This is a genomic window from Streptomyces sp. NPDC087263 (assembly GCF_044744645.1).
Classification (GTDB): Bacteria; Actinomycetota; Actinomycetes; order Streptomycetales; family Streptomycetaceae; genus Streptomyces.
Genome location: NZ_JBIUYT010000005.1, coordinates 146728 through 167782, shown reverse-complemented (window position 1 = coordinate 167782; position 21055 = coordinate 146728). Strand labels below are relative to the sequence as shown.

Annotated in this window: 15 protein-coding genes; 12 read left to right on the top strand and 3 right to left on the bottom strand. The window is 69.5% G+C overall.

Annotation, left to right across the window (positions count from 1 at the left end; genetic code table 11):
• Positions 1-61: 61 nt before the first annotated feature.
• Complete coding sequence (locus ACIPC1_RS17860) at positions 62-1006, bottom strand: sugar-binding transcriptional regulator (protein WP_402517962.1); 945 nt, start codon at positions 1004-1006, stop codon at positions 62-64.
• A gap of 249 nt (positions 1007-1255) precedes the next feature.
• Here ACIPC1_RS17860 and ACIPC1_RS17855 point away from each other — a divergent pair, with 249 nt between their 5' ends.
• The 7 genes from ACIPC1_RS17855 to ACIPC1_RS17825 all read left to right on the top strand — a co-directional run bounded on the left by ACIPC1_RS17855 (position 1256) and on the right by ACIPC1_RS17825 (position 11673).
• Positions 1256-1909 carry an SIS domain-containing protein gene (locus ACIPC1_RS17855; RefSeq protein ID WP_402517960.1) on the top strand — a complete coding sequence of 218 codons (654 nt, stop codon included), beginning with the start codon at positions 1256-1258 and terminating at the stop codon, positions 1907-1909.
• A 78-nt stretch (positions 1910-1987) separates the two neighbouring features.
• The gene (locus ACIPC1_RS17850) at positions 1988-2992 is read left to right on the top strand and encodes an ABC transporter permease (protein ID WP_402517957.1); all 1005 of its coding nucleotides are present in this window, start codon (positions 1988-1990) and stop codon (positions 2990-2992) included.
• A gap of 123 nt (positions 2993-3115) precedes the next feature.
• Positions 3116-4117 (top strand): substrate-binding domain-containing protein, encoded by a 1002-nt coding sequence (locus tag ACIPC1_RS17845; protein ID WP_402517955.1) that lies wholly within the window; start codon positions 3116-3118, stop codon positions 4115-4117.
• Between the two features lie 43 nt (positions 4118-4160).
• Positions 4161-5783: a sugar ABC transporter ATP-binding protein gene (locus ACIPC1_RS17840; RefSeq protein WP_402517953.1), complete on the top strand. Its 1623-nt coding sequence runs from the start codon at positions 4161-4163 to the stop codon at positions 5781-5783.
• A gap of 68 nt (positions 5784-5851) precedes the next feature.
• Positions 5852-7339 carry a xylulokinase gene (gene xylB / locus ACIPC1_RS17835; protein ID WP_402517950.1) on the top strand — a complete coding sequence of 496 codons (1488 nt, stop codon included), beginning with the start codon at positions 5852-5854 and terminating at the stop codon, positions 7337-7339.
• Complete coding sequence (locus tag ACIPC1_RS17830) at positions 7336-8052, top strand: hypothetical protein (RefSeq protein WP_402517949.1); 717 nt, start codon at positions 7336-7338, stop codon at positions 8050-8052. Before xylB ends, ACIPC1_RS17830 begins: the two co-directional genes overlap by 4 nt.
• Before the next feature lie 345 nt (positions 8053-8397).
• Entirely contained in the window at positions 8398-11673 is a 3276-nt protein-coding gene (locus tag ACIPC1_RS17825; RefSeq protein WP_402517946.1) for a S8 family peptidase, read from the top strand.
• A gap of 103 nt (positions 11674-11776) precedes the next feature.
• On the opposite strand, the gene ACIPC1_RS17820 is transcribed toward ACIPC1_RS17825, so the two are convergent.
• A complete protein-coding gene (locus ACIPC1_RS17820; RefSeq protein ID WP_402517943.1) occupies positions 11777-13771 on the bottom strand; it encodes a hypothetical protein in 1995 nt (664 codons plus the stop codon).
• Between the two features lie 241 nt (positions 13772-14012).
• Here ACIPC1_RS17820 and ACIPC1_RS17815 point away from each other — a divergent pair, with 241 nt between their 5' ends.
• The 5 genes from ACIPC1_RS17815 to ACIPC1_RS17795 are packed head-to-tail and all read left to right on the top strand — an operon-like array spanning position 14013 to position 20035.
• A complete protein-coding gene (locus ACIPC1_RS17815) occupies positions 14013-15398 on the top strand; it encodes an ABC transporter substrate-binding protein (protein ID WP_402517941.1) in 1386 nt (461 codons plus the stop codon).
• Entirely contained in the window at positions 15395-16333 is a 939-nt protein-coding gene (locus tag ACIPC1_RS17810; protein ID WP_402517938.1) for a carbohydrate ABC transporter permease, read from the top strand. The genes ACIPC1_RS17815 and ACIPC1_RS17810 overlap by 4 nt, the downstream gene beginning before the upstream one ends.
• The gene (locus tag ACIPC1_RS17805; RefSeq protein WP_402517935.1) at positions 16330-17184 is read left to right on the top strand and encodes a carbohydrate ABC transporter permease; all 855 of its coding nucleotides are present in this window, start codon (positions 16330-16332) and stop codon (positions 17182-17184) included. The genes ACIPC1_RS17810 and ACIPC1_RS17805 overlap by 4 nt, the downstream gene beginning before the upstream one ends.
• Before the next feature lie 8 nt (positions 17185-17192).
• The gene (locus ACIPC1_RS17800) at positions 17193-19040 is read left to right on the top strand and encodes a glycoside hydrolase family 36 protein (protein WP_402517932.1); all 1848 of its coding nucleotides are present in this window, start codon (positions 17193-17195) and stop codon (positions 19038-19040) included.
• Complete coding sequence (locus ACIPC1_RS17795) at positions 19037-20035, top strand: LacI family DNA-binding transcriptional regulator (RefSeq protein WP_385729695.1); 999 nt, start codon at positions 19037-19039, stop codon at positions 20033-20035. The genes ACIPC1_RS17800 and ACIPC1_RS17795 overlap by 4 nt, the downstream gene beginning before the upstream one ends.
• Positions 20036-20077: 42 nt before the next feature.
• Here ACIPC1_RS17795 and ACIPC1_RS17790 read toward each other — a convergent pair whose 3' ends face one another.
• Positions 20078-21004 carry a LysR family transcriptional regulator gene (locus ACIPC1_RS17790; protein ID WP_402517929.1) on the bottom strand — a complete coding sequence of 309 codons (927 nt, stop codon included), beginning with the start codon at positions 21002-21004 and terminating at the stop codon, positions 20078-20080.
• Positions 21005-21055: the final 51 nt, after the last annotated feature.

The window sequence follows — 21055 nt, the reverse complement described above, 5'->3', positions numbered from 1 at the left end:
CCGCGGGGCGGGAAGCGGCCCAGGCCGCTTCCCGCCCCGCGTCTTTGTACACGGCCGACTGTCATCGAGTGATTTGCGCATGCGCATCAAGAACCAGCCGTGCCGCGCTGACGTCGGTCACCACGGAATGGGCCAGTCCGCCACGGAGCACACTGTGGATGGCCCGCGCCTTGGACGCCCCTCCGGCCACCGCGATGACCTCCGGGATCCGCCGCAGCTGATCGGCGCCGATGCTGATCGTCAGTCTGCTGACGTCTCCGCCCAGCGGGGTGCCGTCCTCCGCGAGCAGCATCGAACAGACCTCCGCCGCGATGGCCTCGTGGCGTAGTGAGGCGAGCATCGCGGGGGGCAGCGCCGCGTGGAACTGCGAACCTTCGGGGTCCCAACTGCCGATCGCCACAGCCGCCTTGGTGATGGAGGGGAACCGCGAGGTGGCGGCGGCGATGCCCGGCTGCGAGTAGAGAGCGTTGGCCGTTCTCTCGTCGGAGACCACGAGCGGCGCGTAGATCGGATAGGCGGGACCGTGTGACACGGCTGCCAACTGGCGCACCAGATCAGCGCTGTTGGCGCCGACCGCGCCGGTCACGCCCGTCATCTGCACGATGCTGCACGGCGCCAGTGCGTTCAGTGCGCGCGCCATGGCGTCGAGCGTGCGTCCCCAGCTCACTCCGAGGACGTCGTCCTCGGTCACGATCTCGGTGAGCAGTTCGGCGGCGGCGGTGCCCAGTTCGCGGCGCAGGGTGACCACGTCCGGTGCGGTCACCTTGACCACCAGCGAGTGCTGGAGCCCGAACGCGGCGCGCAGCTGTTCCGACAGCTCACTGTCCACGGCGGTGGGCACGCCGATCTCGATCCGCACGATGCCCTGCTCGCGGCACTCGTCGAGAATGCGGGCCACCTTGTAGCGGGAGATGCCGAGCTCGTCGGCGATCTCGGTCTTCGCCTTGCCCTCCACGAAGTATCTGCGGGCGACCGTGGTGGCTCGCTGGAGTTCGGCTGGACCCATCGGATTCTCCTTCGCGAACGATTCAGCGACGCCCACTCGGTCGGCGCCCGCCCATATGGGCAGCTTACTTGACGCATGGGCGGGCTGGATGTCTGATATTCCCACCTCGCGCCACACAGTCGTTACGCGGCATTTACGGCGTGAACATGTACGTGCCGCGTGTTGCGGAAGGAGCGGGCCGATGAAGTTCCCCGACCGAGCACTCCCGCCGTGTGCTCGATCCCGCACCATCCCCGGAGGTATGTCGTCGTGAGTTCCCTTGCTGAGGACCAGATCCTTGAGGGTGCCCGGGAGGTGATCCGCCGTGAAGGCGCCGCCACCGCAGGCATCGCCGAGCAACTCGACGGTTCCTTCCTGTCGGCTGTCTCGCTGCTGCTCGGATGCCAGGGCAAGGTGGTCGTGGCCGGCTCGGGGACATCGGGGACGGTGGCACGCCGGATGGCGCACCTCCTGTCCGTCTGCGGCACGCCGGCTGTCTTCCTCCACCCCATGGACGCACTGCACGGATCCTTGGGCGCGGTGTCGGAGACGGACGTGGTGATCGCCATCTCGAAGGGCGGCGGCTCGGCCGAACTCAACGACTTCGCCCGCGGGGCACAGGAGCGCGGGGCTCGCGTGCTGTCGCTGACCTCCCGTGCGGATTCGGCGCTCGGCCTGCTCGCGGATGTGAGCGTGCAGATAGCCCCGGCAGGCCACGCGGACCCCGGTGGAGTGATCGCCATGGGCAGCACCCTCGCCGTATCGGCCTGGGGTGACGCCCTGGCGGTCACCCTGATGCGGCTGAGCGGTTACTCCTGGTCCCAGGTGCTGTCCGCGCACCCGGCGGGCAGCGTGGGGCAGATCACCGATGCTCCCGAAGAACTGGCACCGCTGGACGCCTCCGCGCTGAATGGCAGGGAGTGACCCATGCGGTCCGCACCCGTTCGCACCGGAAGCCGGCCTCTCGACCGAGCCGATGAACCACGAACCATGGAGATTCCCATGAGAAAGTTCCGCCTTCCCGACGAGACGGGAATCTTCCTGGTCCTGTTGGTCGTGCTCGCCGTCCTGAGCATCCTGTCGCCGTCGTTCGGCACCGTGCACAACGGTCTGACGCTGCTCCTGAACGGCGCGGTGATCGCTTTTCTCGCCCTCGGCCAGACGTTCGTGCTGCTGACCGGCGGGATCGACCTGTCGACCGGGGCCAACGTCGCCATGACGGGCGTGCTGGCAGCGGTCCTCATGCAGGACGGCCTTCCCTGGCCGGTGGCCGCCCTGCTGGCCGTGGGAGCGGGGCTCGTCCTCGGGGTGATCAACGGCCTGATCATCCACTACGTGAAGGTGCCGCCCTTCATCGTCACCTTCTCCACCCAGGGCGTCGCGACCGCCGTCCCCCTCATCATCACCGGCGCCAACTCCATCTCGGTGCGCCAGGCCGGCTTCTCCTGGATCGGCCAGGGCCGCGTCGCCGGAATCCCGCTGCCCGTGATCATGCTGCTGGTGGCGGCTGTAGCGGCCGGCTGGTTCCTGACCCGGACCCGGCTGGGCGTACACGTCTACGCGTCCGGCGGCAACAAGTCGGCGGCCCGACTGGCCGGCGTGGACATCCGGGTGGTCACCATCCTGGCCTACGCCGTCAGCGGCGTGTGCGGAGGGATCGCGGGGCTCATCGCCACCTCGCGCCTGATGGTCGGGTTCCCGGCCACCGGGCTGGGCAACGAGCTCTTCTTCTCCATCGCGGCGGCGGTGGTCGGCGGAGTGAGCCTGTTCGGAGGAATGGGCACCGTGGCCGGCGCCATGATCGGCGCCGTCCTGATCGCCTCGGTCAGCAACGGCATGAACGTGCTGAACGTCAGCAGCTACTGGCAGTCGCTGGTGATCGGCTTGATCATCCTGCTGGGCGTCTCGTTCGACACCTACCGGCGAGGTCTGAGCGGCAAGTCCCTCCTCAGCGCGCTCACCAGTACCTCCCGGAAAGAGCCCCAGAAGGAACCCACGGCGGTCTAGCGCCCGCCAACCCCAGTTCGCTCCGGCCCTGGCCCGCACTCCTGCTCCATGACTGCCGGCCGACACAGATCTCCACCCACGTCAGGCGAGCCGCGCCGAACGTCCCAAGCAAGGAGAGAGAGCATGTCGAACCGAACCAGAGGGCTGACCGCAGCGGCGGCCGCCTTCTCCATCGCAGTCCTGGCGGCTGCTTGCAGCAACCAGGCCACCAGCGGCACCACGGCGACGGGCGCCGACAGCGCCGTACCCAGCAGCTGCACGTCGGGCAAGCCCGTCCTTGGCGTCTCCCTGCCCAACACGGTGAACCCCTACTACGTCTCCATGCGCCAGAGCTTCCTCGACGCCGGAGCCAAGGACGGGTTCGACGTCAAGATCGCCATCGCCAACGACAGCGACTCGACACAGCTCTCGCAGATCAACAGCTTCGTCCAGCAGGGGGTCTGCGCGGTCGCCCTCAACGCGGTGAACTCCGGGCCCGGCGCGGCCAGCGTCGCGGCGCTGAACCAGGCGAAGATCCCGGTGTTCTCGGTCAACGTCATCATCTCGCCCGACGACCTGAAGACCCAGAACGCCAGCATCGTCCAGTACGTCGGCGCCGACCAGACCGAGGGCGGCAAGGCGATGGGCGAACAGCTCATCAAGGACATGGGCACGACCGCCACGATCAACGCGGGCATCGTCGGGGACCCCGACCAGATCCCCACCAACCAGCGCGACGACGGCTTCAAGACCGCGATCAAGGCCAACGCCCACGCGAAGGTCGGTCCGACCGTCAACAGCAAGGTCGACCCCAACGTCAGCCTTCAGGTCACCACCGACATGTTGCAGGGCAACCCGGACATCAACGTGATCTTCGCCGACACCGGCCCCGGCACGACCGGCGCGCTGCAGGCGATCAGCCAGCTCGGCAAGACCGGCAAGGTCGTGCTCTACGGATTCTGCGCCGCCGACACGGCTCTGAACTCCACCTACAAGGCGTGCGCCGCCCAGGAACCGGCCGACTACGCGCGGATCGTCGTGGACAACGTCAAGAAGTACGTCGGCGGGGACAAGGTGCCGGCGGAGATCCTCCAGCCGCTGAAGATCTTCACGAGCGGCACCCCGGGACCGGGCGAAGTCGGCTGACCCGGACACACGCGACAGCAGGAACGGAGAGAGGTGTACGAGCGTGACTGAAACAGCTGTGGAGTACTTGGCTGTCGACGCGATCAGCAAGCGCTACGGACAGACGCGCGCCCTCGACGGGGTGACGGTCACGCTCGTCCCAGGTCAGGTGCTGGCCCTCGTCGGACACAACGGCGCGGGCAAGTCCACCCTGCTGAAGATGCTCGCCGGCGCCGAGAGCCCGGACGAGGGCTCCGTACTCATCGACGGCGTGCCCCAGCACTTCTCGACCCCGGCCGACTCACTGGCCGCCGGAGTGGCCTGCGTCTACCAGGAACTGCGGCTGGTGGACCAGCTCACCGTCGCGCAGAACGTCTTCCTCGGCCATGAGACCAGCCGGCGCGGCCGCCTCGCACAGGGGGAGATGAACCGGCGTACCGCCGAACTCTGCCGGGAGTACGGCGTCACGGCCTCGCCCACCGACCGCGCGGGCGAACTGTCCGTCGCCCAGCGCCAGATGGTCGAGGTGGTCGCCGCGCTCAACCGCAACGCGCGGTACCTCCTCCTCGACGAACCGACGACCGCCCTGGAGGCGCAGCAGATCGATCATCTGCTGGCCACGGTCAAGCGCATCTCGCGTGAGCGGAACATGGGAGTTCTGCTGGTGGACCACAAGCTCGACGAGGTCTTCTCGGTCGCCGATCACGTCATCGGGCTGGCCAACGGCCGCGTCGTGTTGAGCGGTTCGGCACAGACGGTGAGTCACGACGATGTGGTCCACGCCATCGTCGGCGAGTCCGCGTCCTCCCTGTCGCCCGCGTATGCGACGTCGGCGAACGGGTCGCAGGCCGGTGCGACCGCGGACCGGACAGACGGTGAGCCGCAGGGATCCAAGGTCGTGCTGGACGCCGTACACGTGTCCACGGACCGGCTCAAGGACGTGACACTCCAGGTCAGGGCCGGTGAGGTACTGGGCCTGTACGGGCTGGTCGGCTCTGGGCGGTCGCGCTTCCTGCGCACTCTGTACGGAGCCGAGCGCCCGCCGGTCGGCTCGCTGACCCTGGCGGGCACCCCGTACCGGCCGCGGACGCCGGCCAAGGCGATCAGGTCCGGGATCGCCTTCCTCTCGGAGGAGCGCAAGGCCGACGGGTTCATTCCCGGGATGAGCGCGAAGGAGAACATCGCGCTGCCCGTGCTGCACAGGTTCAGCCGGGGCGGGCGGCTCCAGCGCAGGCGGATCAACCAGGCGACGCGCGACGCTCTCAAGAAGGTCGCCGTCCGCGGGGACACCGAGCAGCCGATCACGCGGCTGTCCGGAGGAAACCAGCAGAAGGTGCTGTTCGCCCGGGCCGCCCTGCAACAGCCAAGACTGCTGCTGCTCGATGAACCGACCAAGGGTGTCGACGTCGGTGCGAAGGCCGAGATCCACGCGCTGATCCGTGCGATGGCCGCCGACGGGGATGTGGCCGTGATCGTGGTGTCCACCGAGGAGGAGGAACTGATCGGGCTCGCGGACGCGGTGTGCGTCTTCAAGGACGGCTCCTGCGACGGAATCAAGTACCCCCGGGATACCGTCACGCCGGGAGACCTGCGCCAGCTCGCCTGGCCCAGCAGCCACCGGCCCGCCGACGCACCGGAGGGAGCGGTGAACGGCGTAACTCCCCAGCACAAGGCTCCAGTTGACTGACGTGGACAAGACCCAGGATCGCTGCTCCGGCCGTCGACCGCGATCGCACTTCGCCTAGGAGAACCACCATGCCCGTCGTCGCCGGAGTTGACTCCTCGACCCAGTCCTGCAAGGTCGAGATCCGCGACCTGTACGACGGGTCGCTGCTCGGCTCGGGAAACGCAGCGCACCCGCCCGCGTTCCCGCCGAGCAGCGAACAGGACCCCGCCGCCTGGTGGGCCGCGCTCAAAGCCGCGCTCGCGGCCGCCCGGATCGACGCCGGTGTGTCCACGGGAGACATCGCCGCGATCGCGGTCGACGGCCAGTGCCACGGCCTGGTCGCGCTGGACGCCGCCGATCAGGTCGTACGGCCGGCGAAACTGTGGAACGACACCACCTCCGCGCCACAGCTCGAACGGCTCAAGCGACTGATCGGCGCGCCCGAATGGATCCGCGCCGTCGGCTCCCTGCCGACCGCCGCCTTCACCCTCAGCAAGATCGCCTGGCTCGCCGAGAACGAACCCGCCAACTACCAGAAGCTGCGCCGCGTCCTGTTGCCGCACGACTGGCTGACCTGGAAACTCTCCGGCGTCTACGCCACCGACCGCTCCGAGGCATCGGGGACCGGCTACTACAGCGCCGCGGAATCCCGATACCTCCCCGAACTCCTGGCCCACATCGACGCCGAACGCGACTGGGCGGACGCGCTGCCCGAGGTCATGGACGCCTCCACGGCCGTCGGAACGGTCACCGAAGCGGCCCGTGCGGAACTCGACCTGCCGGCCGGCACCCTGGTGGGCCCCGGCGGCGGAGACCAGCACGCGGCGGCCCTCGGTCTCGGGATCGTCCCCGGCGACGTGGTGTACACGTTCGGCACCTCGGGCGTCGTCTTCACCACCAGCGAGACCCCCGTGTTCGACCTGAACGGCATCGTCGACGGCGTCGCCGACATGACCGACGGCTATCTCCCCCTCGTCTCGACCCTGAACGCCACACGCGTCACCGACACCTTCGCCCGCATCCTCGGCGTCGACCACCAGGGTCTCGCCGAACTGGCACTCGCCGCCTTCAGCACCGTCGGACCGGTCCTCGTCGCCTACCTCGACGGCGAACGCAAGCCGAACCGCCCCGGCGCCCAGGGCATCCTTGCCGGACTGACCTCGGCGACGAGCCGCGAGGACATCGCGCGGGCCGCCTACGAAGGTGTCATCCTCGGCCTGGTCTCCGGCGAGCGGCACCTCAACGCCGCCGGGGTCGCCACCGGCGGGCGCCTCATCGCCACCGGCGGCGGTGCGCGGTCCACCGCCTACACCCAACTCCTGGCCGATCTCACCGGCCGCGAGGTGTTCGTCGCCGACGCCCCCGAGGCTTCGGCACGCGGCGCCTGCGTACAGGCGGCGGCCATCGCTTCGAAGCGGGCGGTACGCGATGTCCTGCGCGAGTGGGCGCCGGTGACCCGGCCGGTCGCCGCTCCCCGCCCCGGCTCACGAAGCGCGCGCGAGGCGGTCTACACGGTTCTGGCCGGCTGGGACGCGCTCGACACCGACAACGCCGGGCCCGCCGGGAGGACGGCGTGACACCGCAGGGCCTTGGGCTGAACCCGGAGGGGCAGGGGCTGAGTCCGCAGGGCCATGGGCTGAACCCGGAGATCCTCGCCGAGATCGCCCGCCACCCCAGGGCCACCCTCGCCGGCAGCGTCTACGCCGTCGCCGAGGCGGACCGGCTTGCCGCCGCCGAGCGTTTGCAACGCGCAGGCCTGTGGGTTCACGCAGACGTCATCATGGACGACCGCACGCATCGAGGCGTCGACCTCGCCCTTGTACGTACGCTCGCCGAGCGTCGGATCGGACCGCTCGACATCCACGTCATCGCACCGGAACTCGACGGTCTGATCGACGAGATCTGTGCCCAGAAGGTCGACCGCGTCACCTTCCCCTTCGAGTCCTGCGCGGACCACGCGGCCGTGGCCGACACCGCGGAACGGATCCGCGCCTCGGGTGCCGCCGCCTGGCTCGCCGTAGCACCGGCAACGGAACTCAGTGCGGTCCGGGCGTGCTTCGAGATGGTCGACGGACTCCTGGTCATGCTGATCGAACCCGGCAGCACCGGCGCCGCCGACCCGGCGCTGGCGGCCAAGGCAGGTCAGGCCCGCCCCACACTCCCGGCCGGTGTCGACGGCGGTGTCGACGCCGTCAACCTCGGCGCCTGTCTCCGGGCCGGTGCGGAGTACGTCGTCTCCGGCCGCGCCCTGCTGTCCGTCACCCCGGCTCCTGGACACCTCGCGTCGTAGGGAACCGACCTCTCGCAGGCTGTGGCGCACGGGCCAGGAGAGATCGGATGGCTGAACCGGGGCCCGAGTATCCAGCCAGGGCAGGGGAGTTGTCGCACATGGTGTGACAACTCCCCTGCCCTGCTGCCTTCCTTGCCGCGTCGCGGCCGATTGATCTCAATGCATTTGCTGTGAAAGGGAGTTGAAGCCACCCGTCACTCGAGCACCTCGGGGGACAGTGGTCTCATTGACGAGCCCCTGACAGAATGCTTGAAGTTTGTAAGGCTGAGCATTCATCGGTTCTCTGCTGACCCCCCACCAAAGACAGGGACAACAGTGCTGCGAGCAAGACGCAACAGACCCTCCGTGACCGCAATAGCCGGGGCGTTGACCCTCGCGGCGGCCATGACGACGGGGCTCACCATCGCCCCACCGGCCTCCGCGGACGGCGAAGGTACGGCGGTCGCCGAAGCGACGACCGCGGCGCGGACGGTCACTCTGATCACCGGCGACCACGTACTGCTCGGCCAGGGCGGAACGGTCGAGGGAGTCACCCCGGCCAAGGGACGGGAAGCAGTCCCCGTCCAGACCATCGAGAGCGGCGGACACACCTATGTGATCCCCTCCGATGTCGAACCGCTGATCTCCACGGGGAAGCTGGACCGTGAGCTGTTCGACGCGGCGGAGTTGGGCCGCTCCGAGTACGCCGACCTGGCGGGTGGCGGATCACCCGTGATCGTCGAGTACAGCAGGGAGAACCCGGCCGCACGAACCAGCCTGCACGCGCAGACCAGTACGGCCGTCCGGGAGCTCAACGCGGTGGACGGCGAGGCACTCGTCCTGAGCCCGCAGGAGACGGCCAAGGCGTGGTCGTCGCTCACCGACACCTCGGACGGGGTGAGTGAACTGGCGCCGGGCGTGGCCTCCATCAGCCTCGACAAGATAGTGAAGGCCGCGCTGGACGTGAGCGTGCCGCAGATCGGCGCGCCTGAGGTGTGGAAGGCGGGTTACGACGGTACCGGCGTGAAGATCGCCATCCTCGACACGGGTATCGACACCAGTCACCCCGACGTGGCCGGCAAGGTCATCGCCCAGCAGAACTTCAGCACCGACGCGGACATCCAGGACCACAACGGGCACGGCACACACGTCGCCTCGACCGCGGCCGGGACCGGCGCGGCCTCGGACGGCAAGTACCGGGGAGTGGCACCGGGCGCGGAGCTGCTCAACGGCAAGGTGCTCAACTCCAGCGGATCCGGCCTCACCTCCGACATCGTTGCCGGCATGGAGTGGGCGGTCGAGCAGGGCGCCGACGTCGTGAACATGTCGCTGGGCGGCACCGACACCCTGGGGACCGACCCGCTCGAAGAGACCGTCGACGCGCTGTCCGACCAGGCATTGTTCGTGATCGCCGCGGGCAACTCAGGTCCCGCCGCGAGCACCATCGGGACGCCGGGCGTCGCCGAGTCCGCGCTGACCGTCGGCGCCGTCGACAAGCAGAACGTCCTCGCGTCCTTCTCCTCCCGAGGCCCGCGCTTCGAGGACGGGGGAGTCAAGCCCGACGTCACCGCACCCGGCGTGAACATCACCGCCGCCTCGGCCGCGGGCACCCTGCCCAACTCCCCGCACCCCAGCCCGGAGTACGTGACGATCAGCGGCACCTCGATGGCCACCCCGCACGTCACAGGCGCGGCGGCCCTCCTCGCCCAGCAGCACCCGGACTGGAGCGGGCAGCAGATCAAGTCGTCACTGGTCGGCTCGACCGCCCCGGGCGACTACAGCGTGTACGAGCAGGGCACCGGCCGGATCGACCTGGTCCGCGCGACCGGGCAGACCGTCGTGGCGGAGCCCACCTCGCTGAACTTCGGTGCCGTGGCATGGCCGCACACCGACGACGAGCCGCTGACCCGGACGATCACCTATCGCAATGACGGCGACCAGGCGGTGACCCTGGACCTGGCCACCACCGGCACGAGCCCGAACGGCGCCACGGCGCCCGAGGGGTTCTTCACACTCAGCGCCCCGCAGGTCACCGTGCCCCCCGGCGGCACGGCCGGCGTCGACGTGAGCGCTGACACCCGGATCGGAGGAGACGCCGACGGCGCGTACAGCGTCACGGTGACCGCCACCGGCAGCGGCCAGACGGTGCGGAGCATCGGCGGCGTGGACCGCGCGGCGGCGACACACGACGTCACCTTCAAGGCCACTGGCCGGGACGGCTCGAGGCCCGGCTTCTACGACTGGGCTGCCTACCTTGTCGGCATCGGAACGGACACCTTCGATCTGGTCCAGGGAAGCAACGGCACGGGGACGGTACGTGTGTCCGCCGGCGACTACACGGTCGTGGGCAAGACCTTCGCGAGGGGCGGCGCCGGCGGTATCGGCCTGGACTACCTCGTCGCGCCGAAGCTGACGGTCGATCACGACATGACCATCGAGATCGATGCCCGGCAGACGCTGCCGGTCGACCTGTCGCTGCCGGACTCCAAGGCCCTGAGCTTCACCTCGTTCATGTCCACCACCGTCAAGGGCGAAGGAACCGGGACGAGCACCACGGTCGGGCTGACGGGGAGCACGGCCGGTACCCGCACCGCCCAGATCGGCGACCCGCTGCCGCCGGGCGAGGTGACCTCTCACTTCGGGTCGCACTGGTACAACGGCGACACCGAGTACCACATCGCGGACACCCTTGAGGATGCCTTCTACACCGGCCACACGCAGCATGTGACCTGGGACGATCTGGCCAAGCTGACGCTGCGCCAAGGATCGTCGGCAGTCGGAGCCCTGGGGGTGAACTGGACTGTCGCGCCCGATCTCCCGCTCGGCGCTGTGGGGTTCTACTCGGAACTGCCGGGCACCAGGACGGTGTACCTGCAGGGCGATTACCGCTGGAGCGAGTACTTCCAGCAGGTCTCTCCCACCAACGGCACCGTTCAGGCGGCGTACCGGCTTCCCGACAAGACGTACCCCAGCGGCAGCAGTCACACCGCCACCGTCAACGCCGGCGTCTTCGGCCCGGTTCTCGGCGAGGGCCTGGGACAGGGACTGGTCCGCGACGGCGACACCCTCACCGGCAGCATCGTGCCCTTCGCCGACGGCGAGGGCCACCTCGGAGGAAGCGTGTACGACACGGCGTCGACCACGGTCTATCGCAACGGCAAGGAGTACGCGACGGCGGACGGCGTGCTGGACGCGGCCGACTTCCAACTGCCCGCGGACAAGGCGCGCTACCGCGTGGTGACCACTGTCGAGCGGGCCAAGACCGGTGTCGCGTCGGTCAGTTCGACGGTCACCTGGCAGGCCGAGTTCACCTCGGGCCACACTGCTTCAGCCGTCGCGCTGCCGACGAGCGTCGTCCGCTACACCCCGGAGCTCGGCCTCGACTCCACGGCCACCGCCGGAGCCAGGCAGTCGGTGCCGGTCACCGTGCAGGGCTCGGCCGCCGGACGTGGTCTGGCGGCACTTCAGGTGTCCGTCTCCTACGACAGCGGCGAGACCTGGCACCCGCTCGTCGTACGGCATGGCACGGTGACGGTGGTCAACCCGGCCGCGGGAGGTTCGGTCTCCTTCCGGGCCCGGCTGGCGGACCGCAAGGGCAACACCTTCGCCCAGACGATCGTTGACGCCTACCGCACCAAGTGAATCCTTGCGCCCGCACGGCCGGTCCCGGCCGGCCGTGCGGGCGTCCGTGCGCGGACGGTGACCCGCGACCTCGCGGACCTCTCCGCGGGGAGCGGGGACCAGGTCAGTCGGTCACCCGCACCACCGCCGTCGCACCCGCCCGCACGGTCGGCGTCGCGTAGGTGTACGTCACCCCGTCGACCTTCTTGGTCCGCACGCGCTGTGGGACGCCATTGACCGTGATCTTCTTGTGGACGCCCTGGAAGCGGGCTTCCCACTGGTAGGCGCCGCTGCGCGCGTTGTTCGTCAGCGTGGACTTCGTCGCGCCGTCGTGCCGCACGGTGATCGTGCTCGTGCCGATGGGCACGTCCGCCGTCCGGAGCCACTTCATACCGGACGGGAGCCGCGACTGCGTGGTCACCTTGTGGTTCGCCGCGTCGGGCTGGATGCCCATCAGGCCTTCGACGGTCTGGCTGACCAGGGAGAACGACACCTCGGGATAGTCGCCGTTGGGCCCCTGGCTCGAGTTGACGTGCTGGAGTTCCCGCTGGCCGTAGATCTTCTTCATCCACGTCCAGGCGGTGTCGTTGCGGTTGTTCCTGAAGAACATGTCGGGCAGGTACGTCGTCGACTCGATGTTGGGCGATCCCTCCGGCCCCAACTCCTGCGTCTGGATGTAGTCGAGGTAGGTGTCGTTGCGCGGGCCCGGATCGAGAAGCTGCTTCATCGGCACGAACACGCTGTTCTCCTTGCCCCAGCCGGTGACCGGGGTGCCGGACGTGGTGTACGCGCGGACCATGTCGGCTCCGCTTCCGCCGCCGCTCCATTCGTCGTTGTAGTACTCCTTCAGGTCGGCGGCGCGCCGGTCGTACGTCCTGGCCAGCGCGGTGTCGCCCTTGCCACGCGCGAGGGTGGCCATCGCCAGGTACGCCTGGTACTGCGCGGCGATGCCGTCACCGGCCTCGGCGAGGCCGTCGCCGTCCTGCTCGTTGTAGCTGGCGGCGCCGGCGAAGATACCCTCGCCGGTGCCCTCGGCGACCTCGACCTTGCCGTTGGGTACGGCGCCGTTGTGCAGGTCGATGAACTCCTCGGTGGAGTGCCGGTAGAAGTCCCACAGCGCCGGGTCGTCGACGTAGCTTTTGTCTCCCGTCCAGAGGTACGCCTGGCCGGCCTTCTCGACGAGTTCGAAGACGGCCGGCACCTCGCGCACGAAGTTGTCCGGGCTCTTGTAGTCGATGCTCAGGTAGGTCCTGGCATCGAAGTTCAGGGCCCACACCGGGAAGTACTTGTGCTCGGCGGTGGCCGATGACGCGTACGAGCGGAGCATCGTCTTGTTCTCGGCGTCGAGGCCGAGGATGTGGGCGCCGGCGAGCTGGTGGGTCATGTCGCGGGAGTAGTAGGCGCTGCGGTTGGCGTATCCGGCCCAGTAGGAGGGTGCGTAGGGGGCGGTGCCGGTGCCGCCGGTCTGGTACTCGTCGACGTTGATCGGGCCCACCGTGCCGGGCAGCTGCACCCAGCTGTTGGCCTTCTTCTTGGCCCAGCCGAACATCTCGACGACCTCGGGATCGGACGAGGTGACCTTGGGATCGGCGGGCGCGGCGGGGGAGATCATCAGGTCGTCGGCGTTGACCCAGGCGGTGCCGGAGCCGAAGGCGATCTCCAGCCGGTCGCCGGCCTTCAACTCGACGCGGCTGATGGTGTAGCGGGCGTAGGCGCGGCGCTCCGGCAGGGTGACCGTCTCGACGGTCCTGCCGTTGACGCGGACCGTGTAAGTGCCGCCGGTGCCCGCGCTCCCGATCCATGCGGAGAAGTCGTAGCTGCCGTTCCGGGGCGCGACGAGAGTCTGCCGCGCGCTCTTGCCGGCCCCGGCGTCGAGGTACAGGAAGTGGGTGCCGCCGTGATGGTTGCCGGTGCCGACCCCCGTGCCCGCGCCGAAGGTCCAGCCCGTGCCGCCGTTCTCGAATCCCGGGTCACTGAGGGCGAGTTGGGGCGGGGAGGCGGCTGCGGTGTCCGACGCGGGGGCGCCGTCGGCTCCCGTCGCCGCTGTCGCCGACAGCGCGGGGGCCATCGGCGTGAGCAGGGCAACAGCGGTGAGCAGCACAAGCCTTGAGGGCTTCATCGGATCTCCCGGTCTTCGGTGACGGCGGGCGGGGCGGCCAAGTGGCGGCAAGCTAGCAGGAGCGGAAGCGGAGATTCAATGGTCATGCGCAGGAAACGCGCAAGAAATGCAGACCCAGTGCCACGATGAACAGATCGAATGACAGAAAGTTTTCACTCATCTCTTGCAAGTCCGGTCGGCGACTTGTTAGCTTCCAGCCGCGCCACAAGAGCCGCGCACTCGCCGGACCCCCGGAGCAGCCATGGACGCCTCGCCCCTCAACCAGCCACCGCCGGACGACCCTCCGCGACTCGGTCCGGACCGTCGACGCCTGCTTGCGCTGGGCGGTTCGCTGCTCGCCGCCGGGACCTCGTTGCTCAGTGCCTGTTCGGTGACGGGCGCGACCAAGGCGGGGAGCCTCGGCGACCCGGACCGGGCCGAGATCACCGTCTGGAGCTGGCAGGGTCCCGCCGCCGCCATGAAGGCGCTGGTTCCCGCCTTCAAGGCGCAGCATCCCGGGATCGACGTCACCGTTCAGGACATCGGCAACCCGGCGATCTGGGACAAGATCACCACTGCCATGGCGGCCGGCGGCCAGGGTCTCGCGGACGTCCTGCACATCGGCGTCGACTATCTCCCGGCCTACACCGAGAAGTTTCCCGACGGGCTCGCCGACCTGGGTCCGCTCGGCGCCGCCCGCTACCGCGACGCCTTCGCCGACGGCATGTGGCAGACCGTCACCCGCAAGGGCAAGGTCAACGCCCTTCCCTGGGAGGCCAATTCGGCCGGGTTCTACTACCGGGCCGACATCTTCGAGGCCGCCGGTGTCGACGGCGAGGCGTTGGCGACGTGGGACGATGCCATCGACGCCGGGAAGAAGATCAAGAAGAAGACCGGAGTGCACCTGCTGGGTATCGACAAGCCCGCCTCCCAGCCGGACGCCGCCAACTTCTTCCAGATGCTGCTCCAGCTCCAGGGCACGTTCTACTTCGACGCCGAGGGCCGGATCACCCTCGGTTCCCCCGAGGCCGTCATCGCGATGACCCTCATCAAGGAGATGAACGACGCGGGACTGGTCAGCGATCTGGCGGGCGGCTGGACAGCCCTTGAGAACTCCATCAAGGCCGGCACCGCGGCCGTACTGCCCTGGCCCACCTGGTTCGGCAGCATCATCGAGGGCCTGGTCCCCAAGGAATCCGGCAAGTGGAAGGTCCGCCTCCCGCCTGCGGTGAAGCCCGGCGGCACCACGGCCGCGACCGTCAACTCCACCCATCTCGCCGTCGCCGGCTCCAGTAAGCACCAGGCCGCCGCCTGGACGTTCGTCGAGTACGTCCTGACCAGGCCGGCTTCGCAGGAAGCCATCTACCGCAGCAACGGCATCGCGCCCGCCCTACTCAAAGCGTACGAGGCCCCCGTCTTCCACGAGCCGTCGAAGTTCTTCAGCGGCCAGCACAAGGGCGAGATCTTCCTCAGCGCCCTCAAGGCCCGCTCGCCCGCCGTCAACTACTCCGCCGACTACGCCCGCGCCCTCAAGACAGTCGCCGACGCGCAGACCCAAGTACTCCTCAAAGGCGCCGACCCCGCCCGGGCCCTGCACAGCGCCGCCGACCAGCTCGCCCGCCAGACCGGACGGGAGCTCGCCTCATGACCACGACCACCACCGACGGCGCCCTGAAAACCGTCGGTGCCGCCCGCCCAGCCACCGCGCCCCGCCCCACCGCCCGGATCCTGCGCCGACGAGCCGTTCCGTACCTCTTCATCCTCCCCGCGCTCGTCCTCTTCGCCGTCTTCAAGCTGTACCCGATCGGCTCGTCGTTCCTGATGAGCCTGTACGAGAACGTGAACGGCACCCAGGAGTTCGTGGGCGCGGGCAACTACACGCGGGCGCTGGACGATCCGCTGCTGTGGACCGCGCTGAAGAACACCGCGATCATCCTGGTCGTCCAGGTTCCCGTCATGCTGGCACTGGCCGTCGGTATCGCCGTCGCCCTCAACTCCACGCTCCTGCGCGGCCGCGCCTTCTTCCGGCTCGGCTTCTTCCTGCCGACGGTGACCGGACTCGTCGCGTACGGCATCATCTTCGCCGTCCTGCTCAACACCCAGTACGGACTGGTCAACTGGCTGCTCGGCCTGGTGGGCATCGGAGAGGTCCCCTGGCTGACCGACCCGCTGTGGGCCAGGATCTCCCTCGGCCTCGCACTGACCTGGCACTACACCGGCTACAACGCGGTGATCTTCCTCGCCCGGCTCCAGTCGCTGCCCACCGAGCTGTACGACGCGGCGGCCGTCGACGGGGCATCCGCCTGGCAGTCGTTCCGTCACGTCACGCTGCCGGGGCTGCGGCCCGCGCTCCTGCTGACGACGGTGCTGTCCACCATCGGCACCCTTCAGCTCTTCGACGAGCCGTACGTCCTGACCGGCGGCGGTCCCGACAACGCCACCCTCACCATCGGCGTGTACCTCTACCAGAACGCCTTCAAGTACTTCGACTTCGGCTACGCCTCGGCCGTCGCGTACATCCTCACCGTCCTGATCGGCATCCTGGGCATCGTGCAGTTCCGCCTGCTGGGAGAGAAGTCGTGACCCTCACCGCCACCCGGCCGCGGTCCGGCCGCACGCCCCGTTCGCGCTCCCTCCTGCTGACCTCCTCGCTGGGCATCGCCGTGGCGGCCGTCCTGCTGCCGTTCTACTGGCTGATCACCGCCGCCACCCACAGCTCCAAGGAGATCTTCGACAGTCCGCCCCCGCTGCTGCCCGGCGGACACCTGATGGACAACCTCTCCACCCTCGAGTCGTCCGCGCAGTTCAGCCAGGTCATCGTCAACTCGCTCCTCATCACGGTCATTTACACGATTGCCGCCGGAGCGATCTGCACGCTGGCCGGATACGGCTTCGCCAAGTTCCGCTTCCGCGGCAGCGGCGCGCTGTTCGGGCTGCTGATGCTCGGGCTCGTCATCCCCACCCAGGTCACGCTGATCCCGCTGTTCAAGATGATGGTGGACCTGGAGTGGCTGGGCACCTACCAGGCCGTCATCATGCCCAACCTCGCGCTGCCGTTCGGGATCTTCCTGATGCGTCAGTCGATGGCCGCGCTGCCCGACGAACTCATCGACTCCGCGCGGATGGACGGCTGCGGGGAGTTCAGGCTCTTCCTGAAGGTCGTGCTGCCGCCGATGAAACCGGCGCTGGCCGCCCTCGCCATCTTCCTGTTCCTCTTCCAGTGGAACGACTTCATCTGGCCGCTGGTCGTGCTGCGCGACGCCAGTGAGTTCACGATCCCCGTCGCGCTGGCGTCCCTCCAGGGCCTGGACCAGACCGACTACGGCGCCCTGCTCACCGGCACGGCCCTCGCCGCGATCCCGATGGCCCTCGTCTTCCTCGCACTCCAGCGCCACTTCGTCTCCGGGCTCCTCGCCGGTGCCGTGAAGGAATGATCCCCGCAATGACCCTCAGCACCACCCAGCGTGTCACCCACGGCGTGACCACCCAGCCCGTCACCACGGCCGAACTCCCCCCGGCGCGCTACGAGCCACTCCTCGACGGCATCCGTATCGCGGTCCTCGCCCACGCGCCGGACACCCACGCGCACTGGACGGTGACCGAACTCGGCGACGGGCAGGCGCTGTTGGAGATCCGGACCGATGGCGGTCCGGCTCCGACGGAGGTGCGGATGAGCGTGCCCCTGGGCGACGCGGCCGGCTACTGGCACCCGGGCGCCGGCTGGGAGCGCACCCTCGTCGCCGACTGGGCGGGCCGCTCGCGCGTCAGCCTCGTCGACGGCACCGCCGCGGGCTGCCTCTACGACCACGACGGCCGTACGCGCCTTACCTTCGCCGTCGCCGACCCGGTCCCCGAGACCGATGTCGTCTTCGGGGTCTCGGAGGAGAACGACACCCACGTGGTGCACCTGCACCTGGCTCCCGCACCCGACGGCGGCCCGCGCCGCGTCCTGCTGGCCCGCTCGGCGCCCACGGTCGCCACGGCCATGCGCGGGCTGCGGAACTGGTTCGCCGCGCAGCCGCAGTGCGCCCCCATGCCCGTCCCCGACAGTGCCCGGGCGCCCGTCTACTCCACCTGGTACGCCTTCAACCAGCGCGTGGACGCCGCGTCGGTCGAGGCCGAAGCCCGCGCCGCCGCCACCCTCGGCTGCGAGGTACTCATCCTCGACGACGGCTGGCAGAAGTACGGCAACGGTCGCGGGTACGCCGGGTGCGGCGACTGGCGCCCCGACCCGACCAAGTTCCCCGACTTCACCGCGCACGTGTCCGCCGTACGTGGTGAGGGCCTGCGCTACCTGGCCTGGGTCGCGCCGCTGCTGCTCGGCCCCGGCGCCGACTGCGCGGAGCGGCTCGCCCCCTACGCCCCCGCGCCCGCCGGTGTCCCGGGCGCCCACGTCCTCGACCCGCGCCGTCCCGAGGTCCGCGACCACGTCATCCGCCTGTGCACCCGGCTGGTCGCCGACCACGGCCTGGACGGGCTCAAGATCGACTTTCTGGACGAGGCCATGGCGTACCGCGGCGACGGCCCGCACGCCCATCACGAAGGCACCGACATCAGCGACGTCGGCCAGGCCATGACCGTCCTGCTCACCGATCTGCGCGCCGCGCTCGAAGAGCTGCGCCCCGATGGCGAGTTGCTGCTGGAACTGCGCCAGCCGTACGTCGGCCCCGGCATGGCCCCGTTCGGCAACATGCTGCGCTCCTTCGACTGCCCGGGCGACGCCACCGGCAACCGGGTGCGGACACTCGACACCGCGATGCTCGCCGTCGGCGGCGCCGTCCACGGCGACATGCTCCTGTGGGACCGGGACGCGCCCGCCCACGCGGTGGCCCGGCAGTTGATCGGTTCCCTGCACAGCGTGCCGCAGATCTCCGTACGGCTGACCGGCCTGTCCCGCGAGCACCGCGAGACGCTGGCGTTCTGGCTCGCCGAGTGGCGGCGGCTGCGGCCGGTGCTGCTGCACGGAGACGTCGAACCCGGCCGCCCCGACGATCTCTACACCCTGGTCACCGCGGTGCGCGGAACCGTCTGCGTCGCCACCGTGCACAGCGACCGCGTCGTGCCCGTCGACACCGTCGCGTACGACGACATCACCCTGGTCAACGGCACGGCTTCGGACCGCCTGGTGATCGAGGTGACCGGCGGCCGACGCCCGTTGCGCATGACCGTCCGTGACGAGCGTGGCCGTATCATCGACGACTGCGAACGGTCGCCGGCACCGGGGCTGCACATCGTGCCCGTACCTCGCTCGGGGCTGCTGGCACTAAGGGTGGCGGAGGGAAACGCATGAAGGTCGGCATCACCGAGGTCGCGGACCGGGCACGGGTGAGCGAGGCCACGGTCAGCCGCGTCATCAACCGGCGCCAGGGCGTGTCCCGCAAGACCCGCGAGGCGGTCGAGCAGGCCATGGCCGACCTCGGGTACGAGCGGCAGACACGGGGTCAACTCATCGCGGTCATCACCGAGTTCGTCTCCAACCCGTTCTTCGCCGACGTCTGCGAACGGATCGAGTCCACCCTCGCCCCGCACGGCCTCAAGACCATCCTGTGCCCGTGCTTCCCGGGCGGCGTGCAGGAGTTGGACTTCGTGACCTCACTCGCCGACCGGGGAGTCGCCGCCGTCGTCTTCCTCTCGGCCAGCAACACGATCGAGGGCGCGGACCCGGAGGCGTACGAACTCCTGCGCTCCCGGCGGATCCCGTTCGTCGGCGTCAACGGCCAGTTCGAGGGCGTGGGGGAGGCGCCGGTCTTCTCCACCGATGACCTGCTGGCCGCCGAACTCGCCGTCGACCACCTCCACCGGCTCGGCCACCGCCGCATCGGCATGGCATCGGGCCCGGTCGGCAACCGCCCGGCCGACCGCCGGGTCAGCGGCTTCCTCTCCTCGCTCGCCAAACGCGGTGTCGAGGACCCGGAGCAGTGGGTGGTCCGCCAGTCCTACACCGTGGAGGGCGGCCAGTCCGCCGCGATCTCGCTCCTTGGCCGCGGCGCCACGGCCATCGTCGCCGCCAGCGACTACATGGCCCTGGGCGCGATCCGCGGGGCACGCCGCCAGGGGTACGACGTCCCGCGCGACGTGTCCGTCGTGGGCTACGACGGCGCCATGATCATGGACTTCGTGGACCCACCGCTCACCACCGTCCGTCAGCCGGCCGACCGCCTGGCCTCGGAGGTGGCCCGAAGCGTCATCGCCCTGGTCGGCAACCGCGACGTCCCCGTCGGTGAACTCCTCTTCGACCCCGAACTGGTGATCCGCGCGAGTACGGCGGCTCCGCGGGCGGAGTGAGGCGGGGCAGCGGGCGCGGGACCGCTGAGCACCTGCGCCTGATCAGGCGCTCGGTTTCGGGCCCGTGAACGTGGTCAGTATGAGGTCGATGAGCGCCTGGGCGGCGGCGGACGGGCGACGGTCGGACGCTGTGACGAGGGAGATCACGAACGCCGGTTCCGGTCGCACCGGCCGGAGGGCGACCGCACGGGAGCCGGAGGCCAGCGACTCGCTCAGGAACGCGAAGCCGAAACCCGCCCTGACCAGTTCCACGACCGTGGGGACGTCGGCCACCTCCACGGTGACCTCGCGCCGCACCCCGGATTCCAGGAACAGCCGGTCGACGCCGAGCCGAGTGCCCCACCCCGGCGGAAAGTCCACGAACCGCTCGCCGTCGAGTTCGGCGAGTGGGACTACACGGCGGCGGGCCAACGGGTGGTCCTCCGGACAGGCCAGCAGCATCGGCTCTGAGGCCAGCGGGTGCACCGTCAGACCGGGCGGATAGTCGCTGGGAAGGGCGGCGAAGGCCAGATCGAGCCTGCCGTCGATCACCTGGCGTGCCAACTCGGTGGACCCGCCCTGGGCGGCGCTCGGGACGATCTGCACCTGCGGCCGTTCCCGGTGATAGCGGGTCAGTACGGCGGCCAGGTCGATCAGCGTCATCGAGTGCATGATGCCGACCCGCACGGTCCCGCGGAGCCCGCCGTGCACCGCGGCGACGGCGTCCCGGGCGGCGTCAGCAGCGGCCAGCGCGTTGCGCGCCTCGACGAGCAGCGCCCGGCCGGCGTCGGTGAGCTTGACGTAGTGGGTGGTGCGGTCGAACAGCCGGCCGCCGAGCTCGCGCTCCAGCGACCGGATCGACACGGACAGCGCCGACTGCACGAGGTGCAGGCCCGCTGCGGCGCGGGTGAAGCTGCGCTCCTCGGCGACAGCGACGAAGTGTTCCAGGTGCCGCAGCTCCATGTCATGCTCCAGATTCATCACCGTCATGCCCAGTTTTCGTTGGACAGCATAACCGTGGTGGGCGGACGCTCAGGGGGA

What these genes read in the sequence shown, in the direction of transcription:
- xylB (WP_402517950.1), top strand. Translation starts at nt 5,852, where the DNA reads ATGCCCGTCGTCGCCGGAGTTGACTCCTCGACCCAGTCCTGCAAGGTC.
- ACIPC1_RS17845 (WP_402517955.1), top strand. Translation starts at nt 3,116, where the DNA reads ATGTCGAACCGAACCAGAGGGCTGACCGCAGCGGCGGCCGCCTTCTCC.
- ACIPC1_RS17815 (WP_402517941.1), top strand. Translation starts at nt 14,013, where the DNA reads ATGGACGCCTCGCCCCTCAACCAGCCACCGCCGGACGACCCTCCGCGA.
- ACIPC1_RS17795 (WP_385729695.1), top strand. Translation starts at nt 19,037, where the DNA reads ATGAAGGTCGGCATCACCGAGGTCGCGGACCGGGCACGGGTGAGCGAG.
- ACIPC1_RS17800 (WP_402517932.1), top strand. Translation starts at nt 17,193, where the DNA reads ATGACCCTCAGCACCACCCAGCGTGTCACCCACGGCGTGACCACCCAG.
- ACIPC1_RS17850 (WP_402517957.1), top strand. Translation starts at nt 1,988, where the DNA reads ATGAGAAAGTTCCGCCTTCCCGACGAGACGGGAATCTTCCTGGTCCTG.
- ACIPC1_RS17860 (WP_402517962.1), bottom strand. Translation starts at nt 1,006, where the DNA reads ATGGGTCCAGCCGAACTCCAGCGAGCCACCACGGTCGCCCGCAGATAC.
- ACIPC1_RS17820 (WP_402517943.1), bottom strand. Translation starts at nt 13,771, where the DNA reads ATGAAGCCCTCAAGGCTTGTGCTGCTCACCGCTGTTGCCCTGCTCACG.
- ACIPC1_RS17790 (WP_402517929.1), bottom strand. Translation starts at nt 21,004, where the DNA reads ATGACGGTGATGAATCTGGAGCATGACATGGAGCTGCGGCACCTGGAA.
- ACIPC1_RS17810 (WP_402517938.1), top strand. Translation starts at nt 15,395, where the DNA reads ATGACCACGACCACCACCGACGGCGCCCTGAAAACCGTCGGTGCCGCC.